Consider the following 15,107-nt stretch of genomic DNA (forward strand, 5'->3'; position numbering starts at 1 on the left):
TTTATCTATTTGATGGGAACTACCGTTATAAAAATAAGAAAATAAAAGAACAAAAACACAAAAACAACAATATCAATGGCTTTTAAGGCATTGTATGATTTTTCAACAGTTATTTTTCCCTTCCCAAGTGTGTAGTAATTAATTTTTTCAAGTTTCATATTTAAGGCGTTTGCAAGTGTTGCCATTGTGTAGCCAGAGTTTGGGGATGGTGTTTTATTCCCCTCTTTTAAAAAACCATATATTGCCTTTTTTATGCTCCCATTATAAAATGGTGCTGTTAAAATAAGCAAAATTCCAGCGAGTCGGGAAGGGATTAAGTTGGCTAAATCATCCAATCTTGCTGCAACTTTTCCATAGTAGAGGTATTTGCTGTTTTTATAGCCTATCATCGCATCCATGGTGTTTATTGCTCTGTATATGAACGCTCCAGGCAAACCAAAAATAACTGCATAAAATAGGGGGGCTATAATGCTATCTGTTATATTTTCAGACGCACTCTCAACTGAAGCGGATAAGACATGCTCTTCATCCAACTTTGATGCATCCCTACTAACTATGCATTGAACATATTTTCTTGCATTTTCCAAATCTCCACTTTTTAGATAATCTATTGGTTTTTTTGAAAAGTCAATGAGAGATTTGTAACCGATTGTTGTTGATAAAATAACAGCATAGATAAAAATCTTTAATACCTCATTTTCTATGGAATTTATCATCTTTTCAATAAATAACGATACAACAGAAACAACAGAAATAACAATAAAAACCACTAAAGTTCCAAAAACAAAATCTCTAATCTTATTTTTTGAATTGGTAGATGAGAGGGTTTTTTCAAGAAACTCTATTAACTTCCCAATCAAAACCGTTGGATGTATCTTTTCAGGAGGTTCTCCAAAAACTCTATCAATAACAACTGCTAAAAATAAAATTAGAGGATTTAGCATGATTCACCTCATTAAAAAGAAATTTTATAATTTTCCAAGAGCCTCCAAGAATTTTTTGGTTTTTTCTTTTTTGATTTTAGAATATTTTTCAATTTTTGAAATGTCAATGTCTTTCTCTTTTAAAATATTTTTTATGCTTTCTATTGGAGCAATCTTTTTGAGGAGTTTTTCAACATTTTTCTTTTTGAACTTAAATTTCTCAACCTTATCCCAATCATAGAACAAATACAAAACCAACCCACCAAGGTCTTTTAAAGGAATACTATATTTTGGCAGTTCTTTCTCAAGTAAAAACTTCAAATCGAGAACCTTTGGAACATCAATGCTATCAACTTTCATCCATTTCAAATGCCCCTTTGAAGGTGTTATAAGTATTGATGGGAATACGTTTGAACGGGTTCTTTCATCAGGTGATTTATGCAAATAATACATAAACAAGTCCTTTGAAAGTTGCTCAATTAGAATATCTGTGGCAACTTTTTTGGATATATCTTTTTCAGTATCCAATGCAATTTTGAGGTCTTCTACTGGTCTTCCATTTCTGTACAGTCCTTCTTTTTCCAATTTTTCTATAGTTTCTAATTCTTTAACCTTCTTTTCATCCAACGTCCTTATGTCAAGAATTCCGCCCTCATAGTCGTTTTCTTCCTCAACACAAATAACCTTTTTATATATTTCAAGCATCTTTTTTTGTTCATCTGTTAGTATTTCATTAAGTTTGTTTTCAATATCTCTTTCAATATCTTCCTTATATGCATTTAAATAACCAACAGCCAGAACTCTTCTAACATACTGGTCATCGATAAGTTTGTTCTTTGAGTAATTCCTCTTTATTGATGTTATTATTGCATCTTTATACTGTTTTTTTATATAATCCTCGTAATTCTCATCCTCTATTTTTATTCTTTTGAATTCCCTCTTCCCATCTTTAAAAACAATTAGTGATAGTGTTATTGATGTAACAACACCTTTTCCCTGGGATTGCAATATGTTTAGCATCTCCTTATATGCGTTGATTAGATAGGGTGGAAGTTCTGTAATTGAAATTTTGTAGGAGCCATCGTAGGGGAGGTACTGGATTATTTTTTTGTTGCTAATGTCCTCTAAAAGATGTCCAAGTGCTATTTTATGAGATACAATAGAATGTCTTATTCTTTCGAGAACACCTTTTTTCTCATTGGCCATTCTTCTTAAATAGGAAGTATAGTCCATAATTTCATACATTTCATCACTATCAAATCCTTTCAATTTTCCCACGTTTGTATATGGAGTATCAAATCCAAGTAACTCCATTTTTTCTTTAAATTCTTCTAAAATCCTTAAATTATCCTCCAATTTTTTGGCAAATTCTCCAATTGCACTATCCTCTAAATCTTTTTTCAGCACTTCCCCTATTTCACATTTCAATCTTTTTAGGTTGTCTAAAAATTCGTTACTTTCCCTTATCAATTCACTACTCTCCATAACTATCACAAAAAATCCTAAAATATAACAAAACAATAAATAAAAAAGCATTATGTTATATTTTGATGGTGCTTTTAATATACATTTTACAGATTTCTCCATTTTCAGGATTTACATATTTTGGATATGAGATCTTTCCCTTAAGATTTCCATTGACGATGTCATTAAATAAATCATACACATTTTTATATTTTCTGGTTGTGTATGCATACAACCTACAACCCTTGATAAAATGTTTATCATATTTTTTTATAAATCTTTCAACCCTATCTTTTTTAAAGATTGATGGACCCTCTTTAACTCTAATGTTTGGTAACTCATAAACTAAAAATTCCCATGATAAATAACAGAACTCCCCATCGGCATGAATATCACACCTCAAAACAACAAATTCATTCTCCTGAATGATTTTATTTATGCTCTTTTGGAGTTTTTCCATCTGTGGATAGATGATGTCATCAACGATATCTTTATCTCTCTTTATCTTTAAAGTTAATAAAGCCCCATACTCCCTATCTTCCAACTTTTTGTCAACATGTTCGCAGTAATTATAAAAAAACTCCTTTGAAGGATTTTTTAAGAACATTGATGCATAAAATATAAATTTACAGAAGTTTTCTTTGCTTAATGCAGCAGCAACGTTCCTATTTATATCTACTGGATCATAAACAATAAGGGGTGCATCAAAATCTCTGAATTTAAAATCCCCATCTAAGTTGTAAATTTTGTATATATCTTCTAAAATTATTCTTTCCCCTATTTTCCAATCTTTTGCATTTTTTAAGACCTCAATAAAACTACCGTAGTAAATAACCAATAACTCACACAAATAACCCGAGAATCCCTTAGTTTTTAAGTCAGAACCGTAAATTCCAATGCCCTTTAAAAATTTTTTGAACAACCTGATCTCATCACACAATTTATTTTTTTCCAACTTTCTTTTTAAAAATTCGTTATGTAATGGAGTTCTATCCACTGCAGAGATGATTTTTTCTCCCCAACGTATCTTATAACATGGAACAATATCGAGGGAGTATTTACCTATTACAGCAGAGGTATAAGGATGTTCTGCATACTCTACCCAATATTTTCCACCCAACTCTTCCACAGCCTTTTTTCCAACTTCTAAACCAATCTCCTCTAAAATCTCTCTGTCTGTGTTTTTATCAAATATCAAAAAAATATCAATATCATAGTTGTTTCTTAAATGCGTGTTTCTTGCCGTTGAACCAACTTGAACAACACCTATAACTACAGAATATTTTGGATTTTCTTTAATAATTTTATTAATTTTGTTTATAATTTTATTTGACATTTCTTTTAATTCCTTCTGCTCTACTTCTGTTGGTTTTATGTCATGCAAAATATCTTTTAAAATATCCATTCCTAAACACCCGACTTTGTTATTATTTTTTAATAGAAATTTCGCAAATTCAATTTTAAGAAAAATTATTTATAATGTAATTTATTATCATTTTATAATTACAAAAATTTAGGTTATGAGTTATAATTTTTATTTAAATTTCAATTGAATTTGGGTTTAACAACTCGCAGACTATAGTACAAACATATAATATTTAAGGAGGTTTAGTATGAATAAGATGTCAAAATTTTCACATATAACAAAGGTTCATCCATGTTACAATGAGAAATTACACGATAAGATAGGAAGGGTACATTTACCAGTAGCCCCAAAATGTAACATTGCATGTAGATTTTGTAAGAGGAGTGTGGGTGAAGATTGTTGCGAACATAGGCCTGGAGTTTCATATAGAATTTTAAAACCTGAAGATGTTGAGGAATATTTAAAGAAAATGCTTGAAAAAATCCCCAACTTAAAAGTTGTTGGTATAGCAGGGCCTGGAGATAGTTTGTTTAATAAAGAGACATTTGAGACACTTGAAATCATAAACGATAAGTTCCCAGATTTGATAAAATGTCTTTCAACAAATGGGCTTTTACTCCCAAAATACGCAAAAAAACTCGCTGATTTGGATGTTAAAACAGTTACAGTTACAGTTAATGCAATAGATCCAAAAATATTAAAGGATATCGTAGATTGGGTTTACCACAATAAGAAGGTTTATAAGGGAGAAGAAGGGGCTAAAATATTAATTGAAAATCAAATAGATGGTATAAAAAAGGCATATGATGAAGATTTAATAATAAAAGTGAATACCGTCCTAATTCCAGAAATAAATATGGATCATATTATTGAAATAGCAAAAACTTTAAAAGATTATGTATTCCTTCAAAACATCATCCCATTAATACCGATGTATAAGATGAGAAACTTAAGAAGACCAACATGCATGGAAATGAGTTCAGTTAGGGACAAATGTGAGGAATACATAAGGCAATTTAGAGCATGCCAACAATGTAGGGCAGATGCTGCTGGGTTATTAAGTGAGGAAAAAATATTGAGGGAAAAAGGATTGAATTTGGATATATATGATTTAAAGCATTTCTCACATTAAATTTAGTCGTTATGGTTTCTTTGCAATTTTAGAATTGAAATAAGTTATAAGTTAAATAATTTATTGTGGTTTACAGTTATTTAACGCAAACAACTATGCTTTACATTTCCATTGCCTTTTTGTATATCTTAGTAGTTTCTTTTGCAATAGCATCCCAACTATATTTTGTATATACATCATGTTTTGCATTTTTTGTTATATATTCTTTAAATCCCCAATCTGAAAGGACTCTATCAACCCCCCATGCAATTGAGTCGGGATTTTGAGGATATGTCCAAACACCATTATATTCATGCTGAACTATCTCACTCAATCCACCTACACTACTTACAACCACTGGGGTTCCAGCAGCCATGGCTTCAAGTGCCACAATACCAAACGGCTCATATACAGATGGGATAACACACACATCAGATGCTTTATAAAGTTTTTTTAACATCTCTCCATTTACAAATCCCAGAAAAATCACCTTATCTCTGCATCCAAGTTGGAACGCCAAACTTTCCAAATATCCCCTCATATCTCCAGACCCGGCAATCACCAACTTTGAGTTTGGATACTTACTGAGTATTTTTGGAAATGCTCTTATTAAATACTCAACCCCCTTTTGATAAACCAACCTCCCAACAAAGAGTATCATGTTCTCATACGGTTGAACCCCAATATGCATTCTGAAGTTGTTTCTCTCATCTTCGCTCATTGGAGTATCAAATTCCCAAGGATCTATACCATTGTACACCACATTAACCTTATCGTATGGGGTGTTAAAAATCCCACAAATCTCATTTTTTATTGAATTACTAACTGTTATTATTGCATGGGATTCGTAAGTGCTCCACCATTCTATATCATTTATAGTTCTTGAGTCTTCAGAGTGGATGCCTCCACACCTTCCTCTCTCTGTGCTATGGATGGATTGGACGTAAGGTTTATTTGCTACGTGTTTTACATTTATGCCCACAAATGCCGTCATCCAGTCATGACAGTGAATTACATCATAGTTATCAACTCCCAAAATACCAAGTTTTTTTTCCATAAAATTTGCCATAATTGTAGCCCATATTAAAAAATGACTATGTTTAATTGGTCTAACTCTATGTATATTAACGCCGTTGATATTTTCATACTCTGGTAAATCATAACCCACAGTTATAACATCAACCTGGTGTCCTTGCCTAACTAACGCCTCTGCAAGACCCCTACAATGTATAGACAACCCCCCTACTATTATAGGGGGATATTCCCACGTAATCATAGCAATTTTCATATTCCCAACACTCTCAGTATATTTTGTTTTTTGTATTTGCTGTGGATTTATTCACTTAAATAGGCACTATTCTATAGGTATTATCAAAAAATTATATATATACAGATTTTTATATATTTTTTTAATTATTAATATTATGTTTATGTATCATGGAAGGTGGTTTTTATGAAAATTGCTATTTTGGCTCCAACTATAGCACCATTAACATCCGTAGGTGGGTTGGGGGATGTGATGCAAGATTTACCAAAATTTTTAAAAGATGCTGGAAATGAAGTCATAACAATCACATTCAACCACGAAAATAAAATATCTTCCCTACCCCACGAAAAAAAGAGGACTTTGGGGATTAAATACCAAGGTACTGAAATAAAATTTGATGTAATAGAAACAAAGCATCCATTTACTGGCGTAAAGATAGTTGCTTTTAGTAATGAAGAATTTAACCAATTAGATACCTGGGATCCTATTAAATATGAGGTTTTTGCTGATTTGGTTGTGGATTATTTGAGTGAATTTGACGATATCGACTGCATTTCTGGCCATGACTGGCCTTGTGGATTGGCAATAGCCAAATGTCATGAGAAACTTGACATACCAACCACAATAACCATCCACAACGAAGCATTTAAGGGCCCTATTGTTGAATATAAAGGGCATGTGATGACATTTTTAGAGTTAGGGATTTATTTTAGTGATGCATTCAATACAGTCAGTCCCACACATGCAGAGGAAATAAAATCAATCGATTTCATAAAAGAGCAAAGTAAGACAAAGCCATTTCATGGAATTATAAATGGAATAGACTTGAATTCCTATGACCCAATCCATATTGTTGATAAAATGTTGAAATTAACCGATGGGAAGTTAAACCCAAGGATGTATGGATTTGTACGCGGTTACTCTGCAGAGGATGCACATGTGGTAAAACCAAAAATAAAACTTTCATGGTTCTACAACTCCAAAAATCTAAAAAATTACATTGAAAATTGGAACAACATGGATAAAAGTGCAATTTCTGGAACTGACGTTGAAGTTTATGGGGATTTGAGTGGAGATATTGAGATCCCATTAATAGGATTTGTTGGGAGGGGAACATATCAGAAGGGTTTTAGTATCATGTTTGAGGCGTTTCCTGAAATTCTTGAGGAGTATGATATAAGAATTGTTATGCTGTCAAAAGGGGAGTGTGATATTGAAGAGGGTATGAAAGATTTGGCGGAAAGTTATTCTGGAAAAGTTATATCCTTGATTGGATATTGTCCACCTTTAGCATCTTTGATATTTGCTGGAAGTGATTGGACAGTAATTCCATCAGTTTGGGAACCTTGTGGTTTGGTTCAAATGGAATCTATGGCATACTGCACACCAGTCATAGCAAGGGAGGTCGGAGGCTTAAAAGATACCATAATCCCGCTCCACTATGACCCATACAACAATCCAAATTTTGACGTGGCTACTGGGGTTCTATTTAAGCATTATGATAAGTATGGTCTAAAATGGGGAATTGAACATGCCATAACATGGACTTTTTACAAATTAAAAGACATCTGTCTATTTATAAGGTATAAACAAACGGAATGTCCCGAAAGTCCTTATGACAAACAAGCCCCACTTTCAATTATGATGAAGAACTGCTACCACCACACGGTTAAAAATCTAAGTTGGCAAAATAACGATAGTGTGAATAAATACAAGGCAATCTTTGGAGGATCTATCTATCACCATTATAAGTAGTTTTGTGTTATTGTAATTTATCGAGGGATAACTATGAATATAGAAAAATATTTAAAGAATCTTTCAAATTTGAGTATTTTTTTAGCATATAATGCAAATGTAGATGCTATAAAATACCTTAACGATAAAGATGTTCAAGAACTCATCGATTTGTTTGATATAAATGATATAAAAAAGAAGATTGAGGAGTATCCAAGGGTAATAAAGAGCCCATTAGATTTTGTTGCAAGACTTATACATTCCATGAAAACTGGAAAACCTGCAGAGGTTCCACTTTACGACGATGAAAAACTTCAAAGTTGGTTTAATCAGTTTAAGTATGATGAAGAGAGAATGGGCGGACAGGTTGGAATAATTTCAAATCTTCTTTCAATCTTGGGATTGAAAAAGGTTATTGCATACACTCCAATATTATCAAAGAAACAGGCGGAGATGTTTGTAAATAGGGAAAACTTAGTATATCCTTCAATTGTAAATGGAAATCTTGTTTTAAAAAAGCCAATTGAATCGTATAGGGAAGATGACCCTTTAAAGATTAACAGGATATTTGAATATAGGATGGGGGTTAAGTTTAGGTTAGGCAGTGAGGAAATAACCACACCACAGGCAAATAGATTTATAGTAGCATCGAGGCCGGAAAATCTTAGAATAGAGATAAAAGATGAATTAAAAGAAAAACTGCCAGAAATTGGGAAGATAGTTGATTGTGCAATACTCTCAGGATATCAGGCTATTAAGGAGGAGTATAAAGATGGAAAAACAGGAGATTATTATTTAAAGAGGGCAAAAGAGGATATAAAATTACTTAGAAAACATAACAAAGGCCTAAAAATACATTTAGAATTTGCATCAATTCCAAATAGGGCTATTAGAAAAAAAATTGCCGATAATTTACTACCTAATGTTGATTGTATAGGGATGGATGAAACAGAATTGGCAAACATTCTTCATGTAATAGGCTATGATAGATTAAGTGAGGAAATACTCAAAAAAAGCAGGATTGAAGATGTTGTTGAAGGTTCAAAGATTTTGTTGGACGAATACAACTTAGAAATCGTGCAAGTTCATACGATGTACTATATAATGTATCTTTGTGGGAAGGATAATCCATTAAGCGATGAAGAACTTAAAGAAACCCTCGAATTTGCCACCATACTCGCATCCACTAAGGCGGCACTTGGAAATATAAGGAATGTTGAGGATTTGAAGGTGGGCCTTGGAGTTCAATACAATGAATATGGGGATTTATTAACCACAATAGTGGAAGAACTAACTAAAAAACCAGAAAATAAGAATTATAGGATGTTTTTGGTACCTTCAAGATTGGTTAAGAATCCCAAAAGTACTGTTGGTTTGGGAGACACAATATCAAGTGGAGCATTTGTTGGCTATGTGTCATTTTTAAAAAATAAACTTAATTCATGATTCATTTCTATTTTCTTCCTAAGCATATATTAAAATATTTAAATGTTTCCTAAATACAAAGTTATAAATAACACTGCTGCAACTATATTATTGCAAGATCGTGTCAACAATAATAAAACTGTAAAATTTTGTAATTGTCCTTATTTAACCTTTTTTGTTATAATAACAAAAATTTACACGGGTGAAATATTATGGTTGATGATTTAACCAAGTTACCTGGTGTTGGACAATCAACCGCAGAGAAATTAATAGAAGCAGGTTATATTGATTATATGAAAATTGCAACTGCAACAATTGGAGAACTTTCTGATATTGAAGGCATTAGTGAGAAGGCAGCGGCAAAGATAATTACAGCAGCAAGGGAATACTGCAACATCGGATTTAAATCAGGAGTAGACCTATTGAATCAAAGAAAGACAGTTTGGAAACTATCTACTGGAAGCAAGGAGTTAGATAGCATTCTTGATGGGGGATTAGAGAGTCAATCAGTTACAGAATTTGCTGGGATGTTTGGTTCAGGAAAAACCCAAATAATGCATCAAGCATGTGTAAACTTGCAGTGTGATGATAGAATAATGATAGATGACAACATAAAGGACGAAATCTTGCAAAAACCATTAAAAGCAGTTTATATCGATACTGAAGGAACATTTAGACCTGAAAGAATTGTACAAATGGCAGAGGCGATAGGAATTGATGGAAAGGATGTCTTGGATAATACATTTGTCGCAAGGGCATACAACTCAGATATGCAGATGCTCTTTGCAGAGAAGATAGAGGACTTGATAAAAGAGGGACATAACATAAAGTTGGTTGTTGTAGATTCTTTGACAAGTACATTTAGGAATGAATATACTGGAAGAGGAAAACTTGCAGAGAGACAGCAAAAACTTGGTAGGCACATGGCAACACTCAACAAACTTGCTGATTTATACAACTGCGTTGTTATTGTAACAAACCAAGTAGCGGCAAGACCTGATGCATTCTTTGGAGCATCAGAACAGGCAATTGGTGGGCACATTGTTGGACACGCAGCAACTTTCAGGATATTTTTAAGAAAGGCAAAAGGAGACAAGAGAGTTGCAAAACTCTACGATTCCCCACATCTACCTGATGCAGAGGCAATGTTTAAAATAACAGAAAAAGGAGTTCATGATTAAGAATCTGAATTATTTAAAACATCAACAACATCTCCAACAACAATAACCCCAGGGGGTTTTACACCATTTTCTTTTGCTTTTTTAACAATATTCCCTAAAGTGCCTTTTACTACTTTCTGTTTTTCTGTTGTTCCATCTGTTATTATTGCTATTGGTGTGTCCTCATTCCTTTTTGGATTTTTTAATAATTCTTTTACGTGTTTTTCAAGATTTGTTATACCCATAAGGATTATTATGGTATCCGCATTTAACTCGCTCAACTTAACCTGCTGATGTTCCTTATCCTCTGCTTCATGTCCGGTAACTACTGTAAATGATGTTGCTACCTTTCTATGAGTAACTGGAATTCCAGCAACTTCCGGAACTGCTATCGCTGATGTTATGCCAGGAATTACTTCATAGGGTATATTATGTTTTTTTAATTCTAAGATTTCCTCCCCTCCCCTTCCAAAAACAAATGGATCTCCTCCTTTTAATCTAACAACAATCTTTCCTTCCTTTGCCTTCTCTACAAGTATCTTATTAATTTCTTCCTGTTTGTGGGAATGTTTCCCCTTTCTTTTACCAACGTATATCAACTCAACACCTTCTTTTGCATGCTTTAAAAGTTCATTTCCAACCAAATCATCATAAACTATAACATCTGCATTTTTTATTGCTTTTAATCCCTTTAAAGTTATTAGTTCTTCATCACCAGGTCCTGCACCGACAAGAATAACCTTCATGTATCCACCTTCATTTTAATTTTTAATAAAAAATATTTTTTTAATTATATTTTTAATTTAATGGTATTTATTATCATTTAATGCTTATATGACACTCTCCGCCCTAAAGGGCGAGTTTCTTTAGGAGCGTGATTGGTCTAAAACCATCACCCCCATGGGTTGCCAAGCCCACTATCCCTATCCCTAATGGGATTCGGGACTACGCTAAACAAAATATTTCTCGCACCATTAACATCCGCATTAATCACTGTTCCGCAATTGGAGCAAACATACAATCCCCTGTACTTCCTATTAGATTTCTTTATTATCCCACATGCACTGCATTTCTGGGATGTATAGCTCTCATCTACTTTGTCCACACTAATGCCAAGTTCCTCTGCTTTGTATGTTATCATGTTGATTAATTTCCCGAATGGAATTCTGTGGAATTTCTCATTATTTCTTCTACCTATATCAAGATCTGAAAAATTCTTAGTTAAATCACCTACAACAATCCTTAAAACGCTCTTTTCCTTCGCTAACTCTACAATCCATCTACTAATTTTATGCATGTAGTCTTTAACGTAATTCTTTTCCTTAACTGTCAACCTTGCTAATCTCTTGCAATTCTTTAATCCTTGGTTAGCAATCTCTGATACTATCGATGCTTTTTTCTTAGCAAACCACCTTAATTTAGACAACAAAATTCTGCCATCGAATATGAATGACTGTCTCTCATTCTGTATAACGACCGTCGCTAAATTTCTAACACCTAAATCAATAGCCATCACTTTATCTTTGCTGAACTTCCCTGGATTAACTACTTTTCTATAAATCAAGTGCAACACATAAAAGCTCTGCCCGTAGAGGTCATGCGGAACAATCTCTACTTCCTTAACATTCATGGAATCGTGCGGTAGAGTTCTCGGCAACTCTACCCATAAGAACTTGGACTCGATTCCAAACTTTTCTTTTAAGTATTGCTTAGTTTGCTTTGACAGCGATAATCTTAACTTGTTGTCGATAATTCTAAATCCGTCTTTTTTCCACCTTACTGGGAAGTGTCCATCTTTTGGTTGATACCTGGGTCGTTTAGTGCGTTTTTTAAAGAAGTTATCCCATGCTATTTTTAGTTTTTGAAGTGTTGCTTGTGCTGACTGAGAATGCAGGTTCTTATACCAAAAATCAGACTTAAATTTTTTCTCCAATTCTGAGGTTTTAACAATGGTCGTTAAGTATACGATAGTTAGCCACATTCCAAAGTTTTGATGCTGAGTATGTTAGATGGTTTAAAATCACTAACTGCTCATGAGTTAATTTTCTTGTTATGTTTATGGTAGAAACCCTCGTTACTTCCAATTAAGACACCCTTCTGGCTGTCTATACGTTTAACTAATATATATTTTACTATATGGTGGTCGAAAACATAATGATAAAAATAGTGTGTCCCACCCGCCTCTCCTATCTCCGAGCGAAGCGAGGAGAGTAATGAAATCAAAACCGAAGGATTTCATCTGAATTCATCACCGCCTAAAGCAGAGTTTCTTAGCGACAACAGATGGTAAAAAAGAATTCAAAATAGTTAAGATAAGGTTTTAAAAATTAATGTCTGGAATTCCTATTGTTGTTAATTTTGCATATTTCACATCGTTTAAACTTTTTAACTTTTCAGTTAGTTCAATTATCCTCTCTCTTGAACCCCTAACAATAATAATCCTCAAAAGTTCGTCATTCACAACAGATTGAAAAGAAACTAAAACAACATCCTTATAATTTTTTTCAATTTCCAATATCTGCCTATATACTTTTGGATTGTATATTAGTGTTATATCCCCTGCCTTTGATTTTATCCTATGGAGCCAGTCGTATTTTTTTACGTAATCCACTAATGCTTCCCTAATAACTTCAGATCTTGATTTATTTAGTTCTTTTGTTATATCTTCCAATTCTTTTAAAAGATCTTTTTGAATAGTCATAGTTATTCTCTCCATCATGAAAAACCACCAATTAAATATAATAACCTTTTAATCCCAAACAACATTAGCGTTGAATCCCATTAAAATTAATCTTTTTAACCAAACGTATCTAACGTAAGTAATAATTAAAAAATCAAAAGTATTAAAACACATGCTCTTATTTTTAAGTATTATCTTATATAAAAATATTGTTATTAAATACCATTATACGTTATTTTTAATGTTATGGTATTAATATAGCAAATTTTTGTCATCTAAAATATTACCAAATAAATAGAAAGTATTATATATGACAACGTAAATTATATTGTGATGGGAGGGGCGCTATAAAAACTCCATAGGAACCACTCCTACAATGGTTATGTTTATGAGGTTGTTGGGTTGTATGCTTCCATGGGCTCACCGATGATAGGCTTTTTTTATTATTTTTTTATTAAAAATTATTAATTTGTCATTTATATTGGTATTTTTAGTTTACTATTTAAAAATAAATGAAAAATTTTATATAGCAAAAATCATAATATTCTCAAAAAGTTATTATGCGTTTATTACGAATTTTTCTAAAATATACAATTAATAATAAAATTTAAGGTGTTATTATGGCTATATATGAAGATAAAATAGATTTGTATGATGAAAAGGGTAAGTTGTTAGAAGAAAATGTGCCATTGGAAGCGGTAAGTCCAATGATAAATCCGACAATTGAGAAAATAATTAACGATGTTAAAAGGTCTGTTGCTGTAAACCTTTCTGGAATTCAGAATGCATTAAAAACTGGAGCAGTTGGAGGTAAGGCATGTTTTTGTCCAGGAAGGGAAATTGATTTGCCAATTGTAGAAAATGCTGAAATTATTGCAGAAAAAGTAAAAAAATTAGTTCAAACTCAGGAAGGTGATGACACAAACATTAAACTAATCAACAAAGGAAATCAAATGCTTGTCCAACTCCCTTCAAAGAGATTAAAGATGGCTGCAGATTATACAGTATCTACTTTAGTTACAGGAGCAGCAGTAATTCAGGCAATAGTTGATACATTTGATGTGGATATGTTTGATGCCCCTGTTGTTAAAACAGCGGTTTTGGGAAGATATCCACAGACAGTTGATTTCCACGGGGCAAATATTGCAGCATTACTTGGACCTCCAGTTATGCTTGAAGGTCTTGGCTATGGGTTGAGAAATATTATGGCAAACCACGTTGTAGCAATTACAAGAAAAAAGACACTAAATGCAGTTGCTTTATCATCAATTTTAGAACAGACGGCAATGTTTGAAACAGGGGATGCAGTAGGAGCATTTGAAAGATTGCATTTACTTGGTTTGGCATTCCAAGGGTTGAACGCAAATAATCTTGTTTATGAACTTGTCAAAGAAAATGGTAAGAACGGAACAGTAGGAACTGTTATTGCATCAGTTGTTGAAAGGGCTTTAGAAGATAAGGTAATTAAGCCAATAAAAACAATGCCATCAGGATACGTTGTTTATGAGCCAGTAGATTGGGCATTGTGGAACGCCTACGCAGCAGCAGGGCTTGTAGCAGCAATTATGGTAAACATTGGAGCATCAAGGGCTGCACAAGGAGTTGCTTCAACTGTTCTTTACTATAACGATATCCTTGAGTTTGAGACAGGATTGCCAGGTGTTGACTTTGGTAGAACAGAAGGTACTGGAGTTGGATTTAGTTTCTTCTCACACTCCATCTATGGTGGAGGAGGACCAGGGACATTCCACGGAAACCACGTTGTTACAAGACACAGTAAAGGGTTTGCCATCCCATGTGCTGCTGCTGCAATGTGTTTAGATGCAGGGACACAGATGTTCTCTGTTGAAAAAACCTCTGCATTAGTAGGAACTGTTTATAGTGCTATTGATTATTTAAGAGAACCATTGAAGCACATTGCAATAGGGGCAAATGAAGTTAAAGACAAAATTTAAGGAAATTGCTAAATTCTAACTT

The 15,107-nt window shown here is 33.2% G+C and carries 12 protein-coding genes; 5 read left to right on the plus strand and 7 right to left on the minus strand.

Going from position 1 to position 15,107, the window contains the following annotated elements:
* Positions 1–5: 5 nt before the first annotated feature.
* Genes cbiB through cca form a run of 3 tightly spaced genes read right to left on the minus strand, consistent with a single transcriptional unit; the run spans position 6 to position 3,792 of the window.
* Positions 6–944, minus strand: a complete 939-nt coding sequence (cbiB, locus tag METFODRAFT_RS05225) for an adenosylcobinamide-phosphate synthase CbiB (RefSeq protein WP_007044510.1) — start codon at positions 942–944, stop codon at positions 6–8.
* A gap of 24 nt (positions 945–968) precedes the next feature.
* Positions 969–2,408 carry a DUF530 family protein gene (locus METFODRAFT_RS05230; protein ID WP_048115620.1) on the minus strand — a complete coding sequence of 480 codons (1,440 nt, stop codon included), beginning with the start codon at positions 2,406–2,408 and terminating at the stop codon, positions 969–971.
* Positions 2,409–2,463: 55 nt separating this feature from the next.
* Entirely contained in the window at positions 2,464–3,792 is a 1,329-nt protein-coding gene (gene cca / locus METFODRAFT_RS05235) for a CCA tRNA nucleotidyltransferase (RefSeq protein WP_007044512.1), read from the minus strand.
* Between the two features lie 208 nt (positions 3,793–4,000).
* On the opposite strand from cca, the gene METFODRAFT_RS05240 reads away from it, so the two are divergent.
* A complete protein-coding gene (locus METFODRAFT_RS05240; protein ID WP_007044513.1) occupies positions 4,001–4,885 on the plus strand; it encodes a radical SAM protein in 885 nt (294 codons plus the stop codon).
* A 100-nt stretch (positions 4,886–4,985) separates the two neighbouring features.
* On the opposite strand, the gene METFODRAFT_RS05245 is transcribed toward METFODRAFT_RS05240, so the two are convergent.
* Complete coding sequence (locus METFODRAFT_RS05245) at positions 4,986–6,152, minus strand: glycosyltransferase family 4 protein (protein ID WP_007044514.1); 1,167 nt, start codon at positions 6,150–6,152, stop codon at positions 4,986–4,988.
* Between the two features lie 165 nt (positions 6,153–6,317).
* Here METFODRAFT_RS05245 and METFODRAFT_RS05250 point away from each other — a divergent pair, with 165 nt between their 5' ends.
* From METFODRAFT_RS05250 to radA, 3 genes are all read left to right on the plus strand, one after another.
* Positions 6,318–7,886 (plus strand): glycogen synthase, encoded by a 1,569-nt coding sequence (locus tag METFODRAFT_RS05250; protein ID WP_007044515.1) that lies wholly within the window; start codon positions 6,318–6,320, stop codon positions 7,884–7,886.
* Positions 7,887–7,919: 33 nt separating this feature from the next.
* Complete coding sequence (gene pfkC / locus METFODRAFT_RS05255) at positions 7,920–9,311, plus strand: ADP-specific phosphofructokinase (RefSeq protein ID WP_007044516.1); 1,392 nt, start codon at positions 7,920–7,922, stop codon at positions 9,309–9,311.
* A 191-nt stretch (positions 9,312–9,502) separates the two neighbouring features.
* Positions 9,503–10,471 carry a DNA repair and recombination protein RadA gene (gene radA, locus METFODRAFT_RS05260; protein WP_007044517.1) on the plus strand — a complete coding sequence of 323 codons (969 nt, stop codon included), beginning with the start codon at positions 9,503–9,505 and terminating at the stop codon, positions 10,469–10,471.
* On the opposite strand, the gene cobA is transcribed toward radA, so the two are convergent.
* The 3 genes from cobA to METFODRAFT_RS05275 form a co-directional block, all read right to left on the minus strand.
* The gene (cobA, locus tag METFODRAFT_RS05265; protein WP_007044518.1) at positions 10,468–11,196 is read right to left on the minus strand and encodes a uroporphyrinogen-III C-methyltransferase; all 729 of its coding nucleotides are present in this window, start codon (positions 11,194–11,196) and stop codon (positions 10,468–10,470) included. The genes radA and cobA overlap by 4 nt on opposite strands.
* Before the next feature lie 146 nt (positions 11,197–11,342).
* Entirely contained in the window at positions 11,343–12,431 is a 1,089-nt protein-coding gene (locus tag METFODRAFT_RS05270) for an RNA-guided endonuclease InsQ/TnpB family protein (protein ID WP_007044519.1), read from the minus strand.
* Positions 12,432–12,770: 339 nt separating this feature from the next.
* Positions 12,771–13,166 carry a CopG family ribbon-helix-helix protein gene (locus tag METFODRAFT_RS05275; RefSeq protein ID WP_007044520.1) on the minus strand — a complete coding sequence of 132 codons (396 nt, stop codon included), beginning with the start codon at positions 13,164–13,166 and terminating at the stop codon, positions 12,771–12,773.
* A gap of 584 nt (positions 13,167–13,750) precedes the next feature.
* Between METFODRAFT_RS05275 and mcrB the strand changes: the two genes are divergently transcribed.
* Entirely contained in the window at positions 13,751–15,085 is a 1,335-nt protein-coding gene (mcrB, locus tag METFODRAFT_RS05280; RefSeq protein ID WP_007044521.1) for a coenzyme-B sulfoethylthiotransferase subunit beta, read from the plus strand.
* The last annotated feature ends 22 nt before the right edge of the window (positions 15,086–15,107 follow it).

The sequence above is a fragment of the Methanotorris formicicus Mc-S-70 genome, assembly GCF_000243455.1.
Lineage (GTDB): Archaea > AGJL01 > Methanococci > Methanococcales > Methanococcaceae > Methanotorris > Methanotorris formicicus.

Coding starts and splice junctions, on each gene's coding strand:
- cbiB (WP_007044510.1), bottom strand. CDS start 944: ATGCTAAATCCTCTAATTTTATTTTTAGCAGTTGTTATTGATAGAGTT.
- METFODRAFT_RS05230 (WP_048115620.1), bottom strand. CDS start 2,408: ATGGAGAGTAGTGAATTGATAAGGGAAAGTAACGAATTTTTAGACAAC.
- cca (WP_007044512.1), bottom strand. CDS start 3,792: ATGGATATTTTAAAAGATATTTTGCATGACATAAAACCAACAGAAGTA.
- METFODRAFT_RS05240 (WP_007044513.1), top strand. CDS start 4,001: ATGAATAAGATGTCAAAATTTTCACATATAACAAAGGTTCATCCATGT.
- METFODRAFT_RS05245 (WP_007044514.1), bottom strand. CDS start 6,152: ATGAAAATTGCTATGATTACGTGGGAATATCCCCCTATAATAGTAGGG.
- METFODRAFT_RS05250 (WP_007044515.1), top strand. CDS start 6,318: ATGAAAATTGCTATTTTGGCTCCAACTATAGCACCATTAACATCCGTA.
- pfkC (WP_007044516.1), top strand. CDS start 7,920: ATGAATATAGAAAAATATTTAAAGAATCTTTCAAATTTGAGTATTTTT.
- radA (WP_007044517.1), top strand. CDS start 9,503: ATGGTTGATGATTTAACCAAGTTACCTGGTGTTGGACAATCAACCGCA.
- cobA (WP_007044518.1), bottom strand. CDS start 11,196: ATGAAGGTTATTCTTGTCGGTGCAGGACCTGGTGATGAAGAACTAATA.
- METFODRAFT_RS05270 (WP_007044519.1), bottom strand. CDS start 12,431: ATGTGGCTAACTATCGTATACTTAACGACCATTGTTAAAACCTCAGAA.
- METFODRAFT_RS05275 (WP_007044520.1), bottom strand. CDS start 13,166: ATGGAGAGAATAACTATGACTATTCAAAAAGATCTTTTAAAAGAATTG.
- mcrB (WP_007044521.1), top strand. CDS start 13,751: ATGGCTATATATGAAGATAAAATAGATTTGTATGATGAAAAGGGTAAG.